The organism is Nocardia jinanensis, from assembly GCF_014645735.1.
Classification (GTDB): domain Bacteria; phylum Actinomycetota; class Actinomycetes; order Mycobacteriales; family Mycobacteriaceae; genus Nocardia; species Nocardia jinanensis.
Genome location: NZ_BMMH01000001.1, coordinates 376,344 through 399,419, shown reverse-complemented (window position 1 = coordinate 399,419; position 23,076 = coordinate 376,344). Strand labels below are relative to the sequence as shown.

Here is a 23,076-nt window from a genome sequence, read left to right as displayed (position 1 = left end):
GGGTGCGCCGCGCGCGTCCCCACCACCGGATGTGCCGGTGAACGGCGGAGTACCGGCGTGTGACGTGCGGGCATCCGCCCCAGGTTGGGTTCGATGCCGCCGTCTGGGCAGGTAGCATCGGAGAGACCACAGTCTTGGGAGGTAACCACAATGGGCAGTCTGAGCATCTGGCACTGGCTGATCATCGCGGCGCTGTTCGTGGTGTTCTTCGGCGCGAAGCGGATGCCCGACGCGGCCCGCAGTCTCGGCCGGTCGCTACGGATCTTCAAGAGCGAAGTGAGCGAGATGCACAACGACGGCAAGCCCGCGGGCGCCGCCACCGCGCAGCCCGCTCCGGAACTGCCGGCCGGTCGCGAGACGGGTACGCAGGCCACGGAGACCCGGAGCGAGTCGAAAACGCTCTGAGCCCGTATCCGCGGGTCCGGGCGCGCGCCCGGACCCCGATACGATTGCTGTCGACCCGGCGCTGCCGACCGGGCGCTGGCCGTAGCCCGCGCGGGGGACCGCCGGTGCACCGGGTAGCGCCGCAGGCCGAGCGGAGCGAGGCACGCTGATACGAGGGCATCCACACATCATGCGAATTCCGTTCGACCCCCGGCACAGCAAACGCCGGACCAACCCCGATGGCACCATGTCCCTGGTCGACCATCTGCGGGAGTTGCGCACCCGGCTGCTGATCTCCCTGGCGGCCGTGCTGGTCACCACGATCGTCGGATTCCTGTGGTACTCGCATTCGATATTCGGGCTGGAGAGCCTCGGCGACATCCTGCGCGGCCCGTACTGTTCGCTGCCCGATTCCGCTCGTGCCTCGCTGTCTCCGGACGGTGCGTGCCGGCTGCTGGCGACCGCGCCGTTCGAGCAGTTCATGCTCCGGTTGAAGGTCGGCCTCACGGCCGGTGTGGTGCTGGCCTGCCCGGTGTGGCTGTACCAGGCATGGGCGTTCATCACGCCGGGCCTCTACCCGAAGGAACGCAAGTACGCGGTCGGCTTCGTGATGACCGGGTCGGTGCTGTTCGTGGGTGGCGCGGTACTGGCCTACTGGGTTATCGCGCACGCCCTGAGCTTTCTGCTCAGTATCGGTGACAATGTGCAGATCACCGCGCTCAGCGGTTCTCAGTACTTCAGTTTCATCATCCAGTTGCTGATCATTTTCGGGGTCAGTTTCGAAACACCGCTGCTGATCATCGGTCTCAATCTGATCGGGGTGCTGCCCTACGAGAAGCTGAAGGCCTGGCGGCGCGGCATCATCTTCGGTCTGTTCGTCTTCGCCGCGATCGTCACTCCGCAGGATCCCTTCTCGATGCTGGCGCTGGCACTCGCGCTGACGGTGCTGTTCGAGTTCGCGGTGCAATTCGCCCGGTTCAACGACCGGCGCCGGGCCCGGATCGAGGAGCAGCAGCTGGGCGCACTCGACGACGAGGAAGCTTCGCGTATCGAGGCCCCGGGTTCGGTCGATGCGGCGGCGCCGATCCCGGCGGCCGATACCGTGCCCGCCCCGGGGCAGACCGGCCGGTCCACCTCGGACTATTCGGACACACTCTGACCGCCGCCGGATCATCCGCGGAATTTATCGGCGCGACCCCTGTCGGATTCCTCGATTAGTCTCGGAGCCGTGAGACCGAACGCGTCGCTGACCGCCGAACTGTCCCGGTTCGCCGCCCAGCTGACATTCGAGCTGGACCCTTTCCAGCGCCAGGCCTGTACCGCCCTCGAGGAGGGGCACGGGGTACTCGTCTGCGCGCCCACCGGTGCCGGGAAGACCGTCGTCGGTGAATTCGCGGTCCATCTGGCGCTGGCCTCCGGCGGGAAATGCTTCTACACCACGCCCATCAAAGCGCTGTCGAACCAGAAGTTCGCCGATCTCACCGCGCGCTACGGCCGGGAGCGGGTCGGTCTGCTCACCGGCGATCAGTCGATCAACCCGGATGCTCCGGTTGTGGTGATGACCACCGAAGTACTGCGGAACATGATCTACGCATCGTCGGATACGCTGCGCTCCCTGTCGCATGTGGTGATGGACGAGGTGCACTATCTGGCCGATCGGTTCCGCGGCGCGGTCTGGGAAGAGGTCATCCTGCACCTGTCGCCAGAGGTGCGGCTGGTCAGTCTGTCCGCCACGGTGTCCAATGCCGAGGAGTTCGGCGCGTGGATGGAAACCGTGCGCGGTAATACCGCCGTGGTGGTGGACGAGACCCGGCCGGTGCCGCTGTGGCAGCACGTGATGGTCGGGCGGCGGATGTTCGACCTGTTCGACAGCGAATCCTCGGATCAGCGGGTGCTGGTCGATTCCGATCTGGTCCGCTTCATCAAACAGCGGGAGAACGCCGACCGGATGGAGAGCTGGGGTGGCGGTCCGCGGGGACGTGGCGGTCCGCGGCGGTTCTTCCGTCCGCTGCCCCGGCCCGAAGTGCTGGCGCGGCTCGACGAGGAAGGCCTGCTCCCGGCCATCACCTTCATCTTCAGCCGGGCCGGTTGCGACGGCGCGCTGGCCCAGTGCCTGCGCTCCGGGCTGGATCTCGGTGGTTCCTCGGATCCCGAGGTGGTCGACGCGATCATCGAGAAGCACACCGGTGAGCTGCCCCGCGCCGACCTCGAGGTGCTCGGGTACTGGGAGTGGCGTGAGGCGCTGCACCGGGGTCTGGCCGCGCATCACGCGGGGATGCTGCCCGCGTTCCGGCACACCGTCGAGGAGCTGTTCGTCAAAGGGCTGGTCCGGGCGGTGTTCGCCACCGAGACGCTGGCACTGGGCATCAATATGCCCGCACGCACGGTGGTGCTCGAACGGCTGGTCAAATTCAACGGTGAGACGCACGCCGAACTGACGCCCGGTGAGTACACACAGCTGACCGGCCGGGCGGGGCGGCGCGGTATCGATGTGGAGGGTCACGCGGTCGTCCTCTGGCAGCCCGAGGTCGATACCAGCGCGGTCGCCGGTCTCGCGTCCACCCGGACCTATCCGCTGCGTAGTTCCTTCAAACCCGGGTACAACATGTCGATCAACCTGATCGACCGGCTCGGTGCCGAGGAGGCCCGGCTGCTGCTGGAACGTTCCTTCGCCCAGTTCCAGGCCGACCGATCCGTGGTGGGATTGGTCCGCGGTATCGAGCGCAACGAAGGTCAGCTGCGCAAACTCGCCGCTCAGCTGGGTGGTGAGGACGGCGACTTCCTGGAGTACTTCGGGCTGCGGGAACGGATCAAACAGCGCGAACGCCAGCTCAACCAGCAGACGCGGACCGATCGGCGTACCGCGGGTGTCGCCGCGCTCACCGAACTGCGGCGCGGCGATGTGATCGCTATCGGGGCCGGCCGCCGGGCGGGCTTGGCGGTGATCCTGGAGCCCGACGCGACCCCCGGCGACCCGCGGCCGCTGGTGCTCACCGAGGACAAATGGGCGGGCCGGGTCTCGGTCGCCGATTTCCCGGTACCGGCGCAGCCGCTGGGCCGGATGCGGCTGCCGCGCCGGGTCGATCATCGCACCGCGCGTACCCGCCGCGATCTCGCGTCGGCGCTGCGCAGTACCGGGATCACCGCACCGCACCGGCCGCGCCGCGATAAACGGGCCGCGGGCGCCGACGATTCCGAGTTGGGGGCCCTGCGCCGGGCGCTGCGGGCCCATCCCGCCCACACCCGGGCGGATCGCGAACAACTGGCCCGGATCGGGGAGCGCTACAACCGGGTGGCCCGGGAGACCGAATCGATGCGGCAGAAGGTCGCGACGACCACGAATTCGCTGGCCCGCACCTTCGACCGGATCGTCGGCCTGCTCGAGGAACGCGGGTTCGTCCACGAGGGGGAGGTCACCGGGGACGGGCGGCGGCTGGCCCGGATCTACGCGGAGAGCGATCTGCTCGTCGCGGAATGTCTGCGGCAGGGACTGTGGCGTGGGCTGGGGCCGGCCGAACTGGCTGCCGTGGTATCGGTTCTGGTGTACGAATCGCGTTCGGAGGGCGGCTATCTCGGTGCCACCGGGCCTACCGAACCCATCCGCCGCGCGGTGGCCGCGACCATCGCCGAGTGGTCACGGTTGCGCAACGACGAGTCCGAACACCGGCTGGCGCCCAGCCGCGAACCCGATCTCGGCTTCGTCGGCGGTATCTACAAATGGGCACGCGGTGACGCCCTGGCGGATTCGCTGCTGGCCAGCGGAGACCAGGGCACACCGCTATCGGCCGGCGATTTCGTGCGCTGGTGCCGGCAGGTGATAGATCTGCTCGACCAGATCAACAGCAACGCAGACGATACCGAGGTCGCGGGCACCGCGGCCAAGGCCGTCCGGGCGATTCGGCGTGGTGTCGTCGCGGTGGACGCGGCGTGAGACCATCGATTGTGATTTGATTTCAACCGCACGCGGGGGGCTACCGTGTGTTCGACGATGCGAGTGGAGGCAACCAGATGAGCGGGCCGTACGGACCGAACGACGCCCCGGGTACCGGGGAGGGACGTAACGATCCCACCCAGGTCTGGGGTGGGCAGCAGCCGCCCGGTGCGGCCCCGCAGTGGGGGAACCAGCCGCCCGCGCAGCCTCCGGTGAATCAGCCCGACCCACAGCAGGCGCAGCCCACCCAGCAGTGGGGGAGCGATCAAGGTGGTCAGCAGTGGCAGCCGGCCCCGCCGCCGCAACAGCAGCAGCAGTGGAGCCAGCCGCAACCGCAGCCGCAGCAGCCCCAGCCGCAGCAGTGGGGCGACCCCAACCAGCAGCAGTGGGGCCAGCAACCTCCGCCGCCGCAGCAGTGGGGCGCCCCCGATCCGCAGCAGCAGCCGCAGTGGAGTGATCCGAACCAGCAGTGGGGGCAGCAGCCGCAGGCCCAGTCCGGGCAGTGGGGCCAGCCGAACCAGCAGCAGTGGGCGCCGCAGCAGCAGCAGCCCTCCGGCGGCGGTAAGAAGACCGGGCTCATCGTCGGTCTGGTACTGCTCGTGGTGGTACTCATCGTCGGCGCCGTTGTCGGGATCTTGACCCTCACCGCCAAAGACCAGCTGGACCAGGCCGCCGTGCAGACCGGGGTCACGAAGGTTCTCTCGGAGTCCTACGGCATCGAGGACGTCAAGGATGTCCAGTGCCCCGCGGGCCAGGAGGTCGCCGTGGACGCCACGTTCACCTGCGATCTGAAGGTCGGCGGCGAGGCCAAGAAGGTCAACGTCAAGATCACCAAGGACGACGGTACCTACGAGGTCGGCCGTCCGAGCTGATCTGACCGGGTGAACCCGCCGGACGCTGCCATCCGGCGGGTTTTTCGCTGTTCCGGGCAGGTTCAGGAGCAGTTCGCCAGTGCCGTGACCAGCCGGGCGACGGGGCTTTCCGCGTTGTAGACGCGAGCCAGTTCCTGCAGTGCGTCGGCGTCGGCCGGGATGGGGTGCAGGTTGTCGGGCCGGGACAGGATCACATCCGCGTCGCGGACCACCCGCACCACAGGTGCCGCCGCGTCGAGATAGCCGGCCGCCGCGCGAAGTTTCGCCCGGATTCCCTGCGCGAGATCGGCGCCGGGATCGTCGACCGCTGCCCGCAGCGCCTCGAGCGAACCGAACCGGCTGATCAGGGTGGCGGCGGTTTTCTCACCGATCCCGGCGGCACCCGGTAGCCCGTCGGACGAATCTCCGCGCAGTGTCGCCATATCCGCGTATGCGGGACCCGCGTTCTCCTGCGGTACACCGTATTTCGCCGCGACCTCCGCGGGGCCGAACAGTTCGGCCTTGGCCAGCCCGCGGCCCGCGTACAGCACCCGCACCGGCGGTTCGGGCGTATCGCGGACCAGTTGCAGCAGATCCCGGTCGCCGCTGACCACGATCACCGGGTCGGTGAGCTCGGTGGAGGCCAGGGTGCCCAGCACATCGTCGGCCTCCAGTCCTTCCGCGCCGCCCGTGGCGATACCGGCGGCGGCCAGTACCTCGAGGATCATCTCGACCTGCGGGGTGAGCCGGTCCGGTACTTCCTCGGCGCCCGGTTCGGCCGTGGCGGAGGTGTCGAGGCGGTGGGCCTTGTAGGTGGGTACCAGGTCCACCCGGTACCGCGGTCGCCAATCCAGGTCCAGGCACACCACGAGCCGGGCAGGGCGGTGCTTGGTGACGAGGGAGGCGACCATATCGGTGAACCCGCGCAGGGCGTTCACCGACCGGCCGTCGGGCGCGGTGATCTTGTCCGGGATCGCGTAGTAGGCCCGGAACCACAGACTCGCGCCGTCCAGCAGCAGCAGCGGACACGGCGTGGATTCGGTCGTAGTCACCCGGTGAATCTACAAGGCGCCACCGACGTATCCGATGTGGTGTCCCCCGGGAGCGGGGTACCTTCGAGATCATGAGCGCGCACACGGAGTCACGGTTCGCGGCGGATGTCTACGGGCAGCGATTGGAGCGGGCGGTGCAGTTGATCCGCGATGCCCATCTGGATGCCCTGCTCATCACCCCCGGCCCGGATCTGCGGTATCTCATCGGATCGGCGGCCCAATCGTTCGAACGGCTGACCTGTCTGGTGATCACCTCGGACAAGGCCACACCGTCGGTGGTGATCCCGAAACTGGAGGTGTCCGCACTGCGGGATTCCGCGGTGGACGAACTCGGGTTGCGGGTCCTGGACTGGGTGGACGGGGTCGATCCGTATCAACTGGTCCAGTCGGCCCTGCACATCGGCTCCCGTGTCGCGGTGGCCGATTCCATGCCCGCGCTGCACCTGCTGCCGCTGGCGCGTAGTTTCAGCGGTCTCCCGGTCTCGGCGACGCCGGTGCTGCGTGAACTGCGCATGATCAAGGACGATGCCGAGATCGAGGGGCTGCGCCGGGCGGGCGCCGCCATCGACCGGGTGCACGCCCGGATGGGGGAGTTCCTGCGGGCCGGGCGTACCGAAGCCGAGGTCGGCAAGGACATCGCCGACGCCATCGTCGCCGAAGGGCATACCGAGGCGGCGTTCGTGATCGTCGGCAGCGGGCCCAACGGCGCCAACCCGCACCACGAGGTGTCCGATCGCCGTATCGATACCGGAGATGTCGTGGTCATCGATATCGGCGGGCCGGTGGATCCCGGTTACTACTCCGATTCCACCCGGACCTATGTGCTGGGCGAACCGGATCCGGAGATCGCGGCCCGCTGCGCCGAACTGGAACGCGCCCAGGCCGCGGCCGTCGCCGCGGTGCGTCCCGGCATCCGGGCCGAGGCTGTCGACGCGGCCGCCCGCGAACCGCTGGAGGCCGCCGGTTTCGGACCCGCGTTCGTGCACCGGACCGGGCACGGTATCGGCCTGTCGGTGCACGAGGAGCCCTATATCGTCGCGGGTAACGAGCTGGAGTTGCGGCCGGGAATGGCGTTCAGTATCGAACCCGGGATCTATTTCCCGGGCGAGTGGGGCGCCCGGATCGAGGATATCGTGGTCGTCACCGAGGACGGATGTGTGTCGATGAACGAGCGTCCGCACGGGCTCACCGCGCTCCCGGCCGACGGCTAGGCCGACCGGGCCCGCCCGACGGCCGGCCGATCGGGCTCAAGCCTCGCGCAACCGGACACCGCACAGCACCCGCTGGACCTCGATGGCCAGCACCACGCGGGTCGGATTCTCCCTCGGTACCCGGTAGCGCTCGGCATAACGCCGTTCGGCTTCCCGCACGGCGGGAGCGTCGTCGAGAACGACGGCCGGGCCCTCCAGGGTCAGCCAGCGCGCGCCGTCGACCTGGCCGACGGCCGCGTAACCCGACCGGCGCACATTACGGGCCTTCACCGAGGCCCCGTCGGTGATCACTCGGGCCAGACCGGAGTCGGGGTCCCAGGTGAAACCCACCGGCACCACGTGCGGAGTGCCGTCGGAGCGGAGGGTGGTGAGAGTGGCCAGATGTCGTTCGGTGAGGAACTCGACGGCCGCCGGGGACAATTCGACAGTACGCAGCGTCATGGACCGACCGTAGCGGGCGTCGCGCCGGCCCGGCACGTCTCCCGGCTCTCCATGCCGTTCCGTGCGGATGACAGACTGAGCGCATGGTTGTGCGTCGAACACGAGGGGTCGACCCGGGCACGGTGCTGGTACTGGGTGGACGCAGTGAGATCGGCCTGCAGGTCGCGCTGCGGCTCGCGCCCGGGCGGGCGGTGGTGCTGGCCGCGCGGCGCTGCGAGGACCTGGACTGCGAGACCGCGGCGCTCACCGCCGCCGGTGCGACAGCGGTGTATCCGGTGGAATTCGACGCCGACGATACATCGAGCCATGCCGCGCTGCTCGGCAAGATCGCGGCCGACTACGGGCCGATCGGGGTCGCGGTGCTGGCTTTCGGAGTGCTGGGCGAACAGGACCGGGCCGAGGCCGATCCCGCCCATGCCCTGGCGGTCGTTCACACCGATTACACCGCGCAGATCAGCGTGCTGACCGTGCTGGCCAACGAGATGCGAGCCCGGGGCAGCGGTCACCTGGTCGTGTTCAGCTCGGTGGCGGGGATCCGGGTGCGGCGCGCGAACTACGTATACGGATCGGCCAAAGCCGGATTGGACGGTTTCGCCTCCGGCCTGGCCGACGCGCTACACGGCAGTGGCGTGCATCTGCTCCTGGCGCGGCCGGGATTCGTCGTGGGCCGGATGACCGAGGGCATGAGCCCGGCCCCCTTCTCCAGTACTCCCGACCAGGTCGCCGCCGCGGTGGTGACCGCGCTGGGTCGACGGTCCGCGCGGGTCTGGATACCGGGGATTCTGCGTCCGGTGTTCTTCGGGATGCGCCTGTTGCCGCAGGCCGTCTGGCGGCGGCTGCCGCGGTGACCGCCGACCCCGCGCTCAGCTGGGCGGGGCCGCCGATTCCGGTGGTGGGTATCGGCGCCGACGGCTGGGCCGGGCTGCCCGACCGATCCCGGGGGGTGCTGCGCGACTGCGCGGTGCTGTTCGGTTCGGCGCGGCAGCTGGCATTGCTCCCCGCCGAGGTAACCGCGTATCGGGAACCGTGGCCGTCGCCGCTGCTGCCCGCTCTACCCGGACTGCTGGACCGGTATCGCGATACCCGGCTCGGAGTCCTCGCCAGCGGTGACCCCATGTTCTACGGGATCGGGGTCACCCTCGCGCGATTGCTCGGTCCGGGCTCGCTGCGGGTGTTCCCCCAGCCGTCGGCGGTATCGCTGGCATGCGCCCGGCTCGGCTGGCCGGTCGCGGACGTGGGAATCGTCAGCGCTGTCGGCCGTCCGCTCGAGCGCCTACTGCCCGAATTGGCCGAAGGGCGGCGGGTACTGGTGCTCAGCGCTGACGCCGGGACGCCGGCGAAGGTCGCGGAGTTGCTGCGCGGCAACGGTTTCGGATCTTCGGCGCTGACGGTGCTGGAGCAGCTGGGCGGGTCGTCGGAACGGCTGGTGTCCGGGATCGCCGGCACCTGGCGCGAATCCCCGGGCGACCCGCTCAATATCGTCGCCGTGACCGCGGCGACCGAACCCGGGCACACCCGCCGCACCAGGCTCCCCGGATTACCCGACAGTGCCTACAGCGGCGACGGGCAGCTCACCAAAACCGAGATCCGGACCCTCACGCTCGCGGCCCTCGCGCCCGGCCCCGGTGAGACCCTGTGGGATATCGGTGGAGGATCGGGCAGTATCGCTATCGAATGGTGCCGCACCCACCCCGCCTGCCGGGCGATCGCTTTCGAGATCCTGCAGCGGCGCCGGGACCAGATCACCGCCAACGCGACCGGGCTCGGTGTGCCCGATATCGAGGTGCGTGGCGAGGCCGTGGCCGAACTCGCCGGAGGCGCGGCACTGCCCGATCCCGATGCGATCTTCCTCGGTGGCGGCCTGACCACGCCGGGATTGTTCGAGCACTGCTGGTCGCGGTTGCCCGCCGGGGGACGGCTGGTGGCCAACGCGGTCACCGCGGAGTCGGAGGCGCTGCTGCTGAACTGGTCGGCGGCGCATGGCGGAGGTCTGCGCCGCTTCCAGGTCTACCGCGGGGAACCGCTGGGACGCTTCACCACGTGGCGGCCCCAGCTCCCGGTGACCCAGTGGTCGGTCGTGAAGGGCCGCGCCGGGGACACTTCCCGTATGTGACAACACGAATGGACGACTCGGGCATCGGTAGTAAGGTCACGGGAGTTCCTAGCGCGGGTCAGGCGGATTCGCGCGTGACGGGGAGATCGATTGTGAAATACAAGAAGTTCGCCGCGACCGCGATCATGGCGGCCGCGGCCACCGGTATCGCCGCGGGCACGGGCTACGCGGCGCCCGCTCCGGCGGCGCCCGCTGTCGAGCAGCAGGAGAACGCGGTTCCGGAGGTCACCGGTCACGATCGCGGCGTCGACTACACCCTGGGGCTGGCCCAGACCGGAAAATCGCTGGTCACCACGGTATCCGGCGGTGCGTTCAGTCTCGACACCACCAACAACGCGGTCGTGCTGAGCAACGCCGCCGGGGAGCACCTCACCAGTATCCCGCTCACCCAGTCCACCGGCGGCCAGGTGGTCGCGGTCGCCGCCACCATCGACGAGGGCAGCAGCCGGTTGACCCTGACTCCGCAGGCCACCCCGGTCGCGGGCGCGCCGTCGCAGGCGCAGTTCATCGGCTCCCAGCAGTGGTTCATGAGTGAACTGCAGGCGGCGTCGCTGGGCGCGGCCGTGGGTGCCGCCATCGGCGCGGGGATCGGGTTCCTGTTCCTGGGCGTCGGTCTCATCCCGGGTGCCATCATCGGCGCCGGTATCGGCCTCGCGGTCGCGGGCGGCCCGCCGCTGCTGGATTCGGCCATCGCCTATTTCAGCGGCCAGCCCTGAGAATTCTGCTGCTGGGCGGGACCGGGGAAGCCCGGGAACTCGCCCGATTGCTCGCCGGCGAGCGAGAACACGAGATCGTGTCCTCGCTCGCCGGTCGCGTATCCGACCCGATCCGGCCCGTGGGGGAGGTGCGGATCGGCGGGTTCGGTGGTGTCGAGGGGCTGCGGAAATGGCTGGAGGACAATCGGATAGAACTCGTCGTCGACGCCACCCATCCCTTCGCGGCCACGATGACCGCGCATGCCGCGCAGGCCACCGGGCAACTCGGCCTGTCCATGATCCGGTTGAGCCGGCCGGGCTGGCACGCCGAACCGGGCGACCACTGGCTTCGGGTGCCCGATCTGGCGGCCGCCGCGCGCGTATCGGCCGAACTGGGGGAGCGGATACTGCTGACCATCGGTCGTCAGGGGGTCGCGGCCTTCGCCGGTCACCCGCGGCCCTGGTATCTGATCCGTGCCATCGACCCGCCCGAGGGCGCACTGCCCCCGCGGCACGAAATCCTCTTGGCGCGTGGTCCGTTCACCGTCGAGGAGGAATCCGCTCTGCTGGCCCGGCACCGTATCGACGTCGTGGTCACCAAGAACAGCGGTGGTACGGCCACGGCCGCGAAACTCACCGCCGCGCGAACCGCCGGGATCCCGGTGGTGGTCGTGGACCGTCCGCCCGTGCCGACCGGGATCACCGTGGTCGGCACGGTCGACGAAGCGCGAGAAGTGTTGTCCACGTGGACCGCCGGGGGCCCGGGCAGCGGCCGCACCTGATGAAGGTGACCGCCCTCGGAAGGTCCGGAATCGCGTTCGCGGATCGATAGGTCCGCCGCGGCACCGCCGGTTGCGGCCGTGCGACACGGCCGGGTCCGGCCCACTGCGGCCGGTGCGGGGCCGAATCGCACTGCGGCTCGAAGGACGGTTCGTGGAGTGGGTCCGGTGAGTTCAGGAGCCGAGCAGTTCGGGGAGCCGATCGAACCAGTCGAGGACCGCGCGTTCGTATCCGATACCGAATTCGAGTGTCGCCCGCAGATGTGGGGACAGATCCGGGACGGCTTCCTCGGCGCGGTAACGGTCCAGCCGCTCCTGGTGGATCTTGCGGGCATTGTTGATGATCGAGGCCAGATGCGCGGGCTCGAGATGCCCGCCGAAATGCAGGGTCAGCAGGAGCGGGAACCGGATGGTCTCCGGGCTCGGGTCACGGGCTATCCATTCGGCGAATTCGGCGCGCCCCGCGTCGGTGATGCGGTACGGAGTGCGCTCCCGGGCGCCCGTTTCGCCCTTGACCACCAGACCCGCCGAGTCCATGGTGGCGAGCTCCCGGTACACCTGGCTCTGGGTGATGGTCCAGAAATCGCCGATGCGGTCCTGGGCCAGTGTCACCAGATCCCAGCCCGACATCGGTCCCTCGTGCAAAAACCCCAGAAGTGAGGCGGCCGTGGAGTTCAGCGGCCGCTTCTGTTTGCCGTTCACCACGTTGTCCCTTCCACCGACTATTCCATAGTGGAATGCTATCGGATGGGGTGTGCTCAGGTGGTATAGCGCCGCGCCGTATAGACCCGGGGTTGCTCGCCGGCGTCGACCACGGCGGTGGTGGAGGCTCCGATGATCAGCAGGGTCCGCATATCGACCTCGGCGGGTACCAGTTCGCCCAGCGTCACCACCCGTACCGATTCGGTCGGTCCGCCCACATCGCGCCCCAGCACCACCGGAGTATCCGGCGCGCGGTGTTCGAGCAGGATGTCCTTCATCGCGCCGACCTGCCAGGTGCGTTTGCTCGAGGCGGGGTTGTACACCGCGATCGCCATATCGGCGGCGGCCACGGCCGCGAGTCGCGCGGCCACCACATCCCACGGTTTGAGCCGGTCGGAGAGCGAGATGGTGGCGTAGTCGTGGCCGAGCGGGGCACCGACCCGGCTGGCCACCGCGTTCGCCGCGGTCATGCCGGGCAGCACCCGTACCGGAACGCCCGCCCACTGCGGGTCCGCGGATTCCTCCAGGACGGCCGCGGCCATGGCGAACACGCCCGGATCACCCGAGGAGATCACGGCGACCCGGGCGCCGCGGCGGGCCAGGTCCAGCGCCATGGCGGCGCGTTCGGACTCGACTTTGTTATCGCTGCTGTGGCGCCGCTGTCCCGGGCGGGCCGGGACGCGGTCGATATAGGTCGTGTAACCGACCAGATCGGTGGCGGCGGCAAGCGCCGCGGTCACCTCCGGAGTGGTCCACCGCGTATCGCCGGGGCCGAGGCCGACGACCACGACCTCGCCCACACCGGATGCGTCGCCGTCCGCGGCGGCCCCCGGTATCCCGGTCTGTTCGGCGCGCTCGATCGGTTCGACGCCGGTCGCGGCCCGTCCCGCGGGGATCGGCGTGGTCGGTTCGGGGCCCGGGACGATGGTGATCGCGAAGTACGGGACCTGGGATTCGTCCACGTCTCCGGCGGCCGATACCCGTTCGCGCCCGGTGCTGGCCCGCTCCACGTAATAGGCGCGATCGAGGCGGCCGGAATCGGCGAGGGCCTTGCGGACGGTGGGGTAGGTGCGGCCGAGTTTCATGATCGCGGCCGCGTCGCTGTCGGCGAGCCGGCGGGTGAGTTCGTCGGCGGGCAGTGTCGCGGGCAGGACCGTCAGTACCTGTTCGCCCTCGACCAGCGGAGTACCCAGCGCTGCCGAGGCCGCGCTCACCGAGGTGATACCCGGGATGATCTCGGCCTCGAACCGGTCGGCCAGCCGCCGGTGCATATGCATATAGGAGCTGTAGAACAGAGGGTCACCGGCGGCCAGCAGCGCCACCGAGCGCCCCGCCGCCAGATGGGCGGCCAGCCGTTCGGCGGCCGCGGTGTAGAACTCGTCGATCGCGCCCTGATACCCGCCGGGATGGTCGGTGGTCTCGGTGGTGACCGGATAGATCAGATGTTCCTCGAGCTGGCCCGGCCGCATATACGGTTCCGCGATACCGCGCGAAATACTGCGACCGTGCCGCGCGCTGTGGAAGGCGATCACATCGGCGTCGGTGATCACCCGGGCCGCTTTCACCGTCACCAGTTCCGGATCGCCCGGGCCGAGCCCGACCCCCCAGAGTTTCCCCGCACGCACTGTCATTCCACTTCACTCGCAATCGCATTCAACGCGGAGGCGGTGATCGCGCTCCCGCCGCGCCGCCCCCGCACCGTCAGGTAGTCGACCCCCAGGCTCGCGGCGAGCGCCTCTTTCGATTCGACCGCGCCGACGAAGCCCACCGGTATCCCGAGTATCGCGGCGGGTTTCGGCGCTCCGGCGGCGATCATGTCCAGGAGGTGGAAAAGGGCCGTCGGCGCGTTGCCGATGGCCACCACCGCCCCGTCGAGCCGCTCCCGCCACAGCTCCAGTGCCGCCGCCGATCGGGTCGTGCCCAGTTCGGCCGCCAATTCCGGCACCCGGGGGTCCCGGAGCAGGCAGAGCACTTCGTTGTCCGCGGGCAGCCGCGTACGGGTGACCCCGGAGGCGACCATATTCGCATCGCACAGGATCGGCGCGCCCGCGCGCAGCGCCGTCCGGGCCGCCGCGACCACGCCCGGGGTGAACAGCACATCCCCGGCCAGGTCGACCTGACCGCAGCCGTGGATCATCCGCACGACCACCTGCGCGATATCGGCCGGGAAGCGATCCAGGTCGGCCTCGGCTCGGATGATCGAGAACGACCGGCGGTAGATCTCGGCCGCGTCGGTGACGTAGCTGGTGCGCGTGTCGGGCATGCGGACACCCTATGCCGGGCGCGGCGCGCCGAGCCGGTGCGGGTGGGTCTGCGCCGACCCTGCGGGATCATTGCGGTGCCCTCGCCCATCACTGGTGGACGAGGGGCGTGCTCGCTGCGGTGCGGCCAGGAGACCGTGACAGTCGACCGGGCCCGGTATCGGCTCGCCACCTGCCGGAACCCACAGACATCGACCCGCGGGGTACCCGAGCCCAAGCCCGTGCCGGGTCGGAAGCTCGCCGCGAGGTTCGGAAGCTCGTGCCGGGCTCGGAAGCTCGCGCTGGGTCCGGAGGTACGCGGCGGGCCGCCGGCCGGGCACTGTGATGCGGTGGAGGGCCGGCGCCGAATCCGAGCGGATCCGGTCTACCCGGCCTCGCCGGTGTTGCCCCGCGGGCGTGGGCCGATTTGGTCGAGAAGAGCGTTGACCTCGTCCGGGAACCCGTTGGTGACCTGCTTGGGAGTCTTGTTCGGGAAGCGCCGCGCCACATGCTCTTCGGCCGCGGAACCGGGCAGCACGTAGACCGGTTCGGACTTGCTCTGTAGCGGCCGGACCACGTCGTCGAGATGGCCTCGGCGGTCGTCGAGGTAGGCGCCGATCACATCCTCGCCGGCCGGGCATACGGCCATGCAGTAGCCGGCTTTGTAATTCGGTTTGAACGACAGGCTCTGCCACATCGAGAACGATTCGCCGGTGGCGACGCGCTGCCGGTAGTCGTCACGATCGGCACTGTCGGCGACCGTTTCCGCCCAATCGGTGAAACCGCCCATGAATTCGCGGTAGTTGTGCGTGTAGCAGGCCTGGAAATCGAAGCCACCGTCCGGAGTGATCGCACCGACCGGGCAGGCCGAGACACAGAGTTTGCATTCGAGGCAGGGATTGAAATCCAGCGGCGCGCTCGGGGTATCGACCGCCGCATCGGTCACCACGGTGCCGAGCAGGACGAAATTTCCGAACCGGGGATGGATCACATTGCGGTGGATGCCCATGACCCCCAGTCCGGCGGCCTCGGCCACCACCTTGTGCGCGATCACCCAGATACGCCCGGGGAACTGCTCGACCTCCATCGGATATCCCGGTGCCGGGTACACGGCGCGATATCCGGCGTCCTGTAGTGCCCGGGTGATCCGGCGGGATACGTCGTTGGTCTCGTCGTCGGCGTGATTGAACTCGGTATTGGCGAGACTGCGTTGCGGACTGCGCAGATTATCCCGGTTCATCCGCACACAGAACGCGACGAAGGTGCGGGCGGTGGGCAGGATCCCCCGCGCGTGCTCCAGCTCGTCGGCCACCCGCGGATCGTCCACCGCGACGAACCCGGCATCGTCGGCACCGGCCGCGAGGCAGATCTCGCGGAGCCGGTCGGCGGACAGCACCGGATCGGGTTTCGTTCGTTCCCGGCCGGCCATCGCCTGGACGGTCGGATGCTGCGACAGCCGCCGCGGGGCGGCCGGGTCGTGGTCGGTATCCGGCATCGGGACTCCTTCTCGTCACGAGATCCACGCGGGTTCGAAAGGAAGGACGGTGCGGCGGAGCGGAATTCATCGGCCGACCGGACACACCCGTGCCGGGGCGGGCCGTGATCACCGGTGGTACGCGCGGTCGCGGTCAATGCGGGTGCAATGCCACCTCCGCCCGGCCGAGGCAGTATTCCCAGAGTGACAGCAGTTCGTGCTCCGGATAGCGGGTGTGCCGCAGATAGTGTTCGTCGCGGATCCGGCGGTCGTGCCAGAAATGACCCGAGAGCGGCGCCGGAGCGGTGGTGGCCAGCCATACCGCGGTATCGGCGCCCTCGTCGGCGGTGCGCATCGCCGGACGCAGCGCGGAACCGAAGCGGGGGAGGGCCGCGGTGATCCCGGGGGTATCGACCCAGCCCGGATGCATACTGTGCACGCTGACCCCGTGGTCGGCGAGACGTCCGTCCAGCAGCGGGCCGAACGCCACCTGGATACGTTTGGTGCGGGCGTAGGCGGTGGCGCCGCGATACTCGCCGCTGCGATACTGCGGATCGTCGACGGGCAGCGGCTGGACATACATCCCGCCCGAGGCCATGAAGATGATCCGGGCGTCGCCGGACGCCGCCAGCAGCGGGGTGAGCCGGTCGGTGAACCGCAGCGGTCCGAGGACATGGGTGGCCAGGGTCAGTTCGTTCCCGGCGGAGTTCTCGGCGCGGTCGGCGGGGAGCACACCCGCGTTGTGGACGAGGACATCCAGGGTCTCGAGGCGTTCGGCGAGGGTCCGGACGCAGGTGTCGACGCTGCCGGGTTCGGCGATATCGCAGATCGCCAGCTCCACCGCGGCACCGGGGACGGCGTCGAGGATCTCCCGGCGGGCCCGCTCACCGCGGCCCGGATCGCGGACCGCGAGCACGGTGCGGGCTCCCAGGCCCGCGAACCGGGTGGCGATCGATCGACCGATTCCCGAGTTCGCGCCGGTGACCAGCGCGGTTTTGCCGTGCAGGGCATCGGTGGGCGGATCGTTACGGGTCCAGCAGGCCTTGCGCAGGTGGTAACCGAGGCGGGTGTAGCCGGGAACTATCGTCCGGTCGAGGAGAGTATCGACTGCACGGATCATAGATCACACCTCGTCTCGTCTGGCCGGCACGACCTGCTCGGCATCCAAGTAGCCGCTGCGGACCCCAGCCGCGGCGTAGGCCGGATAGAACCGCCGCATCCGCTGTACACGGGGTCCAAGCCGAGCGCGCTCACCCGGTCGGTATACCCATCGAAGCGCTCCTGCCACAGGCGCAGGGTGTGCGCGTAGTACTCGCCGATCGAGAACCGCTCCGTGACCCGCAGGCCGGTGCCGCGGGCGACGGTATCGGTGATCAGCCGGGTGGCGGGCAGAAAACCGCCGGGGAAGATGTACTTCTGGATCCAGGTGTAGGTATCGCGAGTGGCGCGTATGCGATGGTCCGGCATGGTGATCGCCTGTAGCGCCGCCCGGCCACCGGGTGCCGGCTGCTTCTCGATAGATCGAAAGTAGATATCGAGATATTCGCATCCGACGTCTTCTACCATCTCGACCGAAACCACCGCGAACCGCCGGATGGACCGGCCTGTTCTGCACTCGACCATCACACTCCTCCACTCGGCGGTCACGGGCCGCTTCTCTGCATCGAGTATGCATCGTTTTGTGTTTATTGGCGACCCGGTGCGGAAATCGACGATCGAACGGGTGATGCGGCCGCGAGGTGGTTCGCGTACGCGCGGCGGCGGATGGGTGTGCCGGGCGGCGAGCGGGCGGGCGACTCAGCCGAGTTGCCGGACCGCCTCGGGCAGACTCGCCAGGCGTTCGACGGCCGCGGGGAGGATGACCACGTCCCAGCCCGGTCCGCCGACGAAGACGCGGGCACCCGCCGTGGTGCCCGCACGCACGCTGGAGGTCAGCGCGGTCGATTCGTGCTGGGACCACAGCACCAGGTCGGCGGGGCGCTCCAATCGGGCCAGCGTGTCGGTGAGGGCGCCGGTGGGGACATCCGCCCCGAGCATCTGGGCGCCGATCTCACGTTCGGCGAGTGCGGCCCGCAGCACCTCGAGCGGGAGGGCGTGCGTTTCGCCGCCGGTACAGGCGAGCACGATGGGCCGGGGCCGCAACCGGTCCGGTGGGTTGTTGCGGTGCAGCGCCGAGGTGATGCACCAGGAGAGCAGGTGCTCGATATCGATGCACCCCTCGCCGCCGAGCTGCCGGGCGACGATATCGGCGAAAGCGGGGCGGCACAGTCGCTCCCAGGTGTCCACCACACCGTTCGCCCGGAGATTCGCCATCAATTGGGCTGTCACCGAGCGGTAGTCGAGTGCGAAGGCGGCGGCGAGTAGCGAGGACGGATCGCCGGGTGCCGCGGTAGGTGATCGCACCACGGCCGCGGCACCGGCGGGGGTGGCGCCCCCGCGGATGAGTTCGATCATCCGGTTGAGCTGGGTGATATCCGTTTCGGTGTACAGGCGATGGGTGCCCGGCCGGTGCCCGGTGGGGCCGATCTCGTAACGCCGGTTCCAGCTGCGCAGGGTCGCCGTGGGGATGCCGAGCCGGTCGGCGACCGCGCGTACGGTGTAGCCGGCCGCGTCGGTGGCGGAGGCGGAACCGTCGGGCATCGTTTTATTCTGCCTGTTCCGATTCGCCGTCCCGGGCGGACCCGGGTGTTCGGGATGGGTGCCGCGGCCGCACGGCCGCGCTCATGGCGTCCTCGTCGCGGTAAGGCCCGCCGCGCCGCGCAGCAGGCCCCAGCCGGCGGTCACCGCGGCGGCCTTCGCGCGTTCGGGTCGCCCACGCAGCGCGGTGGCGAAGGCCCCGGCGTCGGAGAAATCGGAGAACACCCGGCAGCCCGTGGCGATACGCAGGGCGGCCGGGGTGGGGGCGAGGGCCGTGCCGAGGCCCGAGGCGAGATGGTGGTGGCGGGCCAGGGCGCGGCGGCCGGGGTGGTCGTCATCCCAGCCGCACGGCCGCAACAGCACGGCCGGGCGGATCGCCACGGCGAGTCCGTGACACGCCGTGGCCGCTCCCACGAACCGGGCGATTCGCATAGCTACCATCGATCCTCCTGGGTTGACCGGGTATGCATCGATTATGCATCTATATGAGCTAAAGTGGTCGAACACCGTCGAACGCGAGGAGTTTTTCGTGACAGCACATCGCACAGTTCGCCGCACGGCCGGCTTCGTGGCCGCCCTCGTCACCTTCGGTGCCCTCGCCTCCGGCGGTAGCGCGCTCGCCCAACCCCTACTGCCCCCCGGCCCGGCGCCTGTTCCCGCACTGGACCTGAACCGGTACCTCGGCGTCTGGAACCAGCTCGCCGCGGTACCCCAGCCGTTCAATCTCGAGTGCGCGCGTGACACCCGTGCGGAGTACACACTCGATCCGCAGGGGAATATCGCCGTGCACAACTCGTGTACCACCTGGTCCGGCGGTCTGAACGAGATCCGCGGTACCGCGAAGGTGAACGACCCGGTGACGGGCGCGCAGCTGCACGTCAGCTTTCCGGGGGTGCCGAGCCAGAATATGCTCGACGGCCCGACGAACTACATAGTCACCGCCCTCGCACCCGATTACTCCTGGGCGCTGGTGACCGACCCGAGCCGCTTGTCCGGTTTCGTGCTGTCCCGTTCGGCTGCGCTGGACGCCCCGACCTGGGAGCAGGTGAAGTCGGCGATCGCCGCGGCGGGGCAGACGCCGTGTATGTACCTCACCTCGCCCACCACCGGCGGTCGGTCCGATATCGCGCCGCTGTGCCTGCGATAGCGACCGTGGCACGTCGATCGGCAACCCGTTGGTCCGGGACCGAGACGTAGCGCACCTCGTCGCCGCACACGTGACGGTCGCCGCCGGGGTTCAGGTCGAGCCGGATCCCAACCGGTGCCCGTACGTTCCGCAGACGGGCACTGGTCACTCGAGGGGTTTCACCGCCGGAGCAGGGGCAGATCCCCCGACACCTCGATTTCGAGCCCGACCGCGGGTCCGCCGTTGCGGCGGAAGCGCCCGAGCAGCGTGACCAGTACGAAAACCCGGAACTCCGCACCGTATTTCGCGGTCATGGCCCGTCTGGCCACGCGCAACCGGTGCGAGGGCAGGATTCGGGCAGTGCCCGGTTGCCAGGTGCCGGTCGGTGTCCCGGCGAACGTGGAGCGCGCCACCTCGACCCGGGGGTCCTGCTCGATCCGCCGCACTTTCCAGGAGCGGGCCGGGGTGTATCCGTACCAGCGGCCGTCCGCGGGGGCCAGCCAGATCGTGGTGACGACCGGGGTGCCGTCGGCGCGGAAGGTGCGCAGTGCGAAGAACCGGTCGCCGTCGGGATCGTCGGTGAACGCCATGATCCGTAGTGTGACAGCCGGTCGCCGTGAGGACCCGCCGCACGACCCGGAGTGCGGGCGCCGCCGGTGTTCCGCTGGATAATGCCGGGTATGGCAGACGATTGGAACGACGGGATCATCGAGGAATTCCGCGCCAACGAGGGCCGGGTCGGCGGGCCGTTCGAGGGTGCGCCGCTGGCGTTGGTGCATCATCTCGGCCGGCGTACCGGTCGCGAATCGGTGACGCCGATGATGTACATGGCCGACGAACAGGCACCCGAGGACGTGGTCTACGTATTCGCCAGTAAGGCCGGCGCGCCCACCAATCCGGACTGGTACCACAATCTGACCACCGCCGGGCAGGCCACGGTGGAGCGGGGCACCGAGACCTACTCGGTCACCGTGACGGAACTCTCGGGCTCCGAGCGCGACCGGATCTACGGCGAACAGGCCCGCCGATACCCCGGATTCGCCGAATACGAGCAGAAGGCGGCCGGGTTCCGCACCATTCCCGTCCTGGCGCTGCGCCGCGTCTGATACCCGGCTCAGCCCCGATTCGTCGAAAACCTCGGATGGGCGCGGCCGGTCACCATCGGCAATTCGACCGACGTCCGGATACCCGGTTCGGCCGCGCATACGTACGGGATGGAGTTGACGCAGTGCGCGGCCGTCGCGGCTATTCCCGGGTTCTTGGCCTCCGGCGGATCGCCGGGTTCGGGTTGCCAGCCGCGGATGGTCACGAAAGTGCCCGGATCGCCGTCGATCTCGATCTCGAAACGTTCGCCCCCCGCGCCGAGGGTCCACGGTGGATCGAGGTGCTGCTGGCCCATCAGCCAGTTGACCCCGATCCGGACGACGGTCTCCTCGTTGGTCACCGCCTCCCAATGGAAGCGTTGACCGGCGACCTGCCCGGGTTCGATGGTGCCGATGGGTGATTCGATCGGCGCGGTCGCGACCGCCAGCTGATGTATCGTCCGGATCTCGGGAGACCCGGTGAATCCCAGGGTGTCCAGGATCATCCGGACCGATTGGCGGAATCCGGCATCGAGCAGCTGGGTCATCGGTCCCGCGGCGGCCTCGGCCGGAGTGGCGCCGAACCGCATGATGTGGCGGACCACGTCGGGTGCGCCGTAGGTCCGGATATCGGAGAACTCCTCGCCGCGGACGAAGGTGATCGCCGCGGACATGGCCGACAGCAGCAGCGGGAACACCTCGGTGACCCCGCCGGGATCGATACCGGTGCCGTGCAGGGTGGTCCCGCCCTCCGAGCAGGCCTGCTGTACCGGCTCGGCCTGTTCGTCGGTGGGGTAGAACCAGCCGACCGGTGTCACCACGTTCTTCCCGGACCGCAGCAGTGCCGCCACTTCTTTCGGGCGCGGCAGCAGCGGCGCGTAGACCACAGCGTCGGCGGGTAGCGCGAGGATCTCCTCGCGGCTGTCGGTCGCGGTCACTCCGAGGGGTGCCCGGCCGATGAACTCGCCCACATCGCGTCCGCGTTTATCGGGCGAGTGGACCCAGCAGCCCACCAGTTCGAGCTCGGGATGGTCGATGATGCATTCCAGTGCTGCCCGGCCGACCGATCCGGTGGCCCACTGTACGACCCGGTAACTCATAGGTCCTCCTCGTCGCATCCCGGCTCCGGCCGTGGTGCGGGTCCGATGCCGGTCGTGGTGCGATCAGCGGTCCGCGTCGGTGTAGCGGATGATGCCGCGGATATTGCGCCCGGCGAGCATGTCCTGGTACCCGTCGTTGATGTCCTCGAGCCGGTACTGCCGGGTGACCATATCGTCGAGATTCAGCTTGCCGACCTGGTACATCGACAGCAGGTGCGGGATGTCGTAGTGCGGATTGCCGCCGCCGAAGATGGTGCCCTGCAGATTCTTCTGCAGCAACGAGAGCATCGCCAGGTTCAGCGTGGTCTTGTTCTCGGTCAGATTGCCCATGGCGGTGAGCACGCAGGTTCCGGCTTTGGCGGTGATGCCCATCCAGCTGTCGACATCCTCGCCGTGCACCTCGCCGACGGTCACGATCACCTTCTTGGCCATCCCGCCCCAGGTGATCTCCGCGCAGCCGGCGGTCGCCTCTTCGATGGTCGCGTAGGCGTGGGTGGCGCCGAACTTCAGGGCCTGTTCGCGTTTCCACGGCACCGGATCGACCGCGAAGATGTAGCGCGCGCCCGCGTGGACGGCGCCCTGCAACGCGGAGATACCCACCCCGCCCAGGCCGATGACGGCGACGTCCTCGCCCGGCCGGATATCAGCGGTGCGGACGGCCGAGCCGTAGCCGGTGGTGACACCGCAGCCGACCAGGCAGGCGACCTCGAACGGGATCGACGGGTCGATCTTCACCACCGAACTCTCGTGCACCACCATGTACGGGGAGAAGGTGCCCAGCAGAGCCATCGGGTAGACATCCTGGCCGCGTGCCTGGATACGGAACGATCCGTCGGTCACCGAGGTGCCCGCGAGCAGGAGCGCGCCGAGGTCGCACAGATTGCGCAGACCCGCCTGACAGGATCTACATTTTCCGCACGACGGGATGAACGACAGTACGACGTGATCGCCGGCCGCGAGATCTTCCACACCTTCGCCGACCTCGGTCACAATGCCGGCGCCTTCGTGCCCGCCGAGTACCGGGAATCCCATCATGGGGATCCCGCCGGTCACCAGGTGGTGGTCGGAATGGCACATCCCGGCCGCTTCCAGCTGGATCTTCACCTCGTGTTTGCGGGGATCGCCGATCTCGATCTCCTCGATCTGCCACGGCTGATCGAATTCCCAGATGAGAGCGCCCTTGGTCTTCATCGGTGAACCTGCTTTCTCCTACCACTTCCGGGCCCGTGACGGCTACGGTCCCGGCTTATGCACAAGT

General features: G+C 69.0%; 24 protein-coding genes. 11 read left to right on the top strand and 13 right to left on the bottom strand.

The window, feature by feature from the left end:
* The first annotated feature begins 150 nt into the window (after positions 1 to 150).
* The 4 genes from tatA (at position 151) to IEY68_RS01805 (ending at position 5,187) form a co-directional block, all read left to right on the top strand.
* Positions 151 to 405: a Sec-independent protein translocase subunit TatA gene (gene tatA / locus IEY68_RS01820; protein ID WP_058855589.1), complete on the top strand. Its 255-nt coding sequence runs from the start codon at positions 151 to 153 to the stop codon at positions 403 to 405.
* Between the two features lie 169 nt (positions 406 to 574).
* Positions 575 to 1,543 carry a twin-arginine translocase subunit TatC gene (gene tatC, locus IEY68_RS01815; protein ID WP_058855590.1) on the top strand — a complete coding sequence of 323 codons (969 nt, stop codon included), beginning with the start codon at positions 575 to 577 and terminating at the stop codon, positions 1,541 to 1,543.
* 69 nt (positions 1,544 to 1,612) lie between these two features.
* Complete coding sequence (locus tag IEY68_RS01810; protein WP_062995718.1) at positions 1,613 to 4,315, top strand: DEAD/DEAH box helicase; 2,703 nt, start codon at positions 1,613 to 1,615, stop codon at positions 4,313 to 4,315.
* A 77-nt stretch (positions 4,316 to 4,392) separates the two neighbouring features.
* A complete protein-coding gene (locus IEY68_RS01805; RefSeq protein ID WP_058855591.1) occupies positions 4,393 to 5,187 on the top strand; it encodes a DUF4333 domain-containing protein in 795 nt (264 codons plus the stop codon).
* 62 nt (positions 5,188 to 5,249) lie between these two features.
* Here the strand turns inward: IEY68_RS01805 and IEY68_RS01800 are convergent, their stop codons facing one another.
* On the bottom strand, positions 5,250 to 6,218 hold the full coding sequence (locus tag IEY68_RS01800) for a 5'-3' exonuclease (RefSeq protein WP_058855592.1): 969 nt from the start codon (positions 6,216 to 6,218) through the stop codon (positions 5,250 to 5,252).
* A gap of 71 nt (positions 6,219 to 6,289) precedes the next feature.
* Between IEY68_RS01800 and IEY68_RS01795 the strand changes: the two genes are divergently transcribed.
* The gene (locus IEY68_RS01795) at positions 6,290 to 7,429 is read left to right on the top strand and encodes a M24 family metallopeptidase (RefSeq protein ID WP_058855593.1); all 1,140 of its coding nucleotides are present in this window, start codon (positions 6,290 to 6,292) and stop codon (positions 7,427 to 7,429) included.
* Positions 7,430 to 7,465: 36 nt separating this feature from the next.
* Here IEY68_RS01795 and IEY68_RS01790 read toward each other — a convergent pair whose 3' ends face one another.
* On the bottom strand, positions 7,466 to 7,870 hold the full coding sequence (locus IEY68_RS01790; RefSeq protein ID WP_058855594.1) for a pyridoxamine 5'-phosphate oxidase family protein: 405 nt from the start codon (positions 7,868 to 7,870) through the stop codon (positions 7,466 to 7,468).
* An 83-nt stretch (positions 7,871 to 7,953) separates the two neighbouring features.
* Here IEY68_RS01790 and dprE2 point away from each other — a divergent pair, with 83 nt between their 5' ends.
* The 4 genes from dprE2 to IEY68_RS01770 all read left to right on the top strand — a co-directional run bounded on the left by dprE2 (position 7,954) and on the right by IEY68_RS01770 (position 11,460).
* On the top strand, positions 7,954 to 8,718 hold the full coding sequence (gene dprE2 / locus IEY68_RS01785; protein WP_058855595.1) for a decaprenylphospho-beta-D-erythro-pentofuranosid-2-ulose 2-reductase: 765 nt from the start codon (positions 7,954 to 7,956) through the stop codon (positions 8,716 to 8,718).
* On the top strand, positions 8,715 to 9,983 hold the full coding sequence (locus IEY68_RS01780; RefSeq protein WP_058855596.1) for a bifunctional cobalt-precorrin-7 (C(5))-methyltransferase/cobalt-precorrin-6B (C(15))-methyltransferase: 1,269 nt from the start codon (positions 8,715 to 8,717) through the stop codon (positions 9,981 to 9,983). Before dprE2 ends, IEY68_RS01780 begins: the two co-directional genes overlap by 4 nt.
* Before the next feature lie 92 nt (positions 9,984 to 10,075).
* On the top strand, positions 10,076 to 10,699 hold the full coding sequence (locus IEY68_RS01775) for a DUF8020 domain-containing protein (protein ID WP_058855597.1): 624 nt from the start codon (positions 10,076 to 10,078) through the stop codon (positions 10,697 to 10,699).
* A complete protein-coding gene (locus IEY68_RS01770) occupies positions 10,696 to 11,460 on the top strand; it encodes a cobalt-precorrin-6A reductase (protein WP_082681454.1) in 765 nt (254 codons plus the stop codon). The genes IEY68_RS01775 and IEY68_RS01770 overlap by 4 nt, the downstream gene beginning before the upstream one ends.
* A gap of 171 nt (positions 11,461 to 11,631) precedes the next feature.
* Here IEY68_RS01770 and IEY68_RS01765 read toward each other — a convergent pair whose 3' ends face one another.
* From IEY68_RS01765 to IEY68_RS01730, 8 genes are all read right to left on the bottom strand, one after another.
* Positions 11,632 to 12,159, bottom strand: a complete 528-nt coding sequence (locus IEY68_RS01765) for a PadR family transcriptional regulator (protein ID WP_058855793.1) — start codon at positions 12,157 to 12,159, stop codon at positions 11,632 to 11,634.
* 56 nt (positions 12,160 to 12,215) lie between these two features.
* A complete protein-coding gene (locus tag IEY68_RS01760; protein ID WP_058855598.1) occupies positions 12,216 to 13,790 on the bottom strand; it encodes a precorrin-2 C(20)-methyltransferase in 1,575 nt (524 codons plus the stop codon).
* Positions 13,787 to 14,422, bottom strand: a complete 636-nt coding sequence (locus IEY68_RS01755) for a precorrin-8X methylmutase (protein ID WP_058855599.1) — start codon at positions 14,420 to 14,422, stop codon at positions 13,787 to 13,789. Before IEY68_RS01755 ends, IEY68_RS01760 begins: the two co-directional genes overlap by 4 nt.
* A gap of 362 nt (positions 14,423 to 14,784) precedes the next feature.
* On the bottom strand, positions 14,785 to 15,894 hold the full coding sequence (locus IEY68_RS01750) for a 4Fe-4S binding protein (protein WP_063916177.1): 1,110 nt from the start codon (positions 15,892 to 15,894) through the stop codon (positions 14,785 to 14,787).
* A 133-nt stretch (positions 15,895 to 16,027) separates the two neighbouring features.
* A complete protein-coding gene (locus IEY68_RS01745; protein WP_058855600.1) occupies positions 16,028 to 16,993 on the bottom strand; it encodes an SDR family NAD(P)-dependent oxidoreductase in 966 nt (321 codons plus the stop codon).
* The gene (locus IEY68_RS01740; protein WP_229718560.1) at positions 16,990 to 17,439 is read right to left on the bottom strand and encodes a class I SAM-dependent methyltransferase; all 450 of its coding nucleotides are present in this window, start codon (positions 17,437 to 17,439) and stop codon (positions 16,990 to 16,992) included. The genes IEY68_RS01745 and IEY68_RS01740 overlap by 4 nt, the downstream gene beginning before the upstream one ends.
* Before the next feature lie 231 nt (positions 17,440 to 17,670).
* Positions 17,671 to 18,513 carry a MerR family transcriptional regulator gene (locus IEY68_RS01735; RefSeq protein ID WP_058855602.1) on the bottom strand — a complete coding sequence of 281 codons (843 nt, stop codon included), beginning with the start codon at positions 18,511 to 18,513 and terminating at the stop codon, positions 17,671 to 17,673.
* Between the two features lie 81 nt (positions 18,514 to 18,594).
* Positions 18,595 to 18,951, bottom strand: a complete 357-nt coding sequence (locus IEY68_RS01730) for a hypothetical protein (RefSeq protein WP_199804956.1) — start codon at positions 18,949 to 18,951, stop codon at positions 18,595 to 18,597.
* An 88-nt stretch (positions 18,952 to 19,039) separates the two neighbouring features.
* On the opposite strand from IEY68_RS01730, the gene IEY68_RS01725 reads away from it, so the two are divergent.
* A complete protein-coding gene (locus IEY68_RS01725; protein ID WP_058855794.1) occupies positions 19,040 to 19,657 on the top strand; it encodes a lipocalin family protein in 618 nt (205 codons plus the stop codon).
* A 158-nt stretch (positions 19,658 to 19,815) separates the two neighbouring features.
* On the opposite strand, the gene IEY68_RS01720 is transcribed toward IEY68_RS01725, so the two are convergent.
* Positions 19,816 to 20,226, bottom strand: a complete 411-nt coding sequence (locus tag IEY68_RS01720; RefSeq protein ID WP_058855604.1) for a PPOX class F420-dependent oxidoreductase — start codon at positions 20,224 to 20,226, stop codon at positions 19,816 to 19,818.
* 90 nt (positions 20,227 to 20,316) lie between these two features.
* Between IEY68_RS01720 and IEY68_RS01715 the strand changes: the two genes are divergently transcribed.
* On the top strand, positions 20,317 to 20,742 hold the full coding sequence (locus IEY68_RS01715) for a nitroreductase/quinone reductase family protein (protein ID WP_058855605.1): 426 nt from the start codon (positions 20,317 to 20,319) through the stop codon (positions 20,740 to 20,742).
* A gap of 8 nt (positions 20,743 to 20,750) precedes the next feature.
* Here the strand turns inward: IEY68_RS01715 and IEY68_RS01710 are convergent, their stop codons facing one another.
* Positions 20,751 to 21,818 (bottom strand): NAD(P)H-dependent amine dehydrogenase family protein, encoded by a 1,068-nt coding sequence (locus tag IEY68_RS01710; RefSeq protein WP_058855606.1) that lies wholly within the window; start codon positions 21,816 to 21,818, stop codon positions 20,751 to 20,753.
* 63 nt (positions 21,819 to 21,881) lie between these two features.
* Positions 21,882 to 23,009, bottom strand: a complete 1,128-nt coding sequence (locus IEY68_RS01705; RefSeq protein ID WP_058855607.1) for an NDMA-dependent alcohol dehydrogenase — start codon at positions 23,007 to 23,009, stop codon at positions 21,882 to 21,884.
* Positions 23,010 to 23,076: the final 67 nt, after the last annotated feature.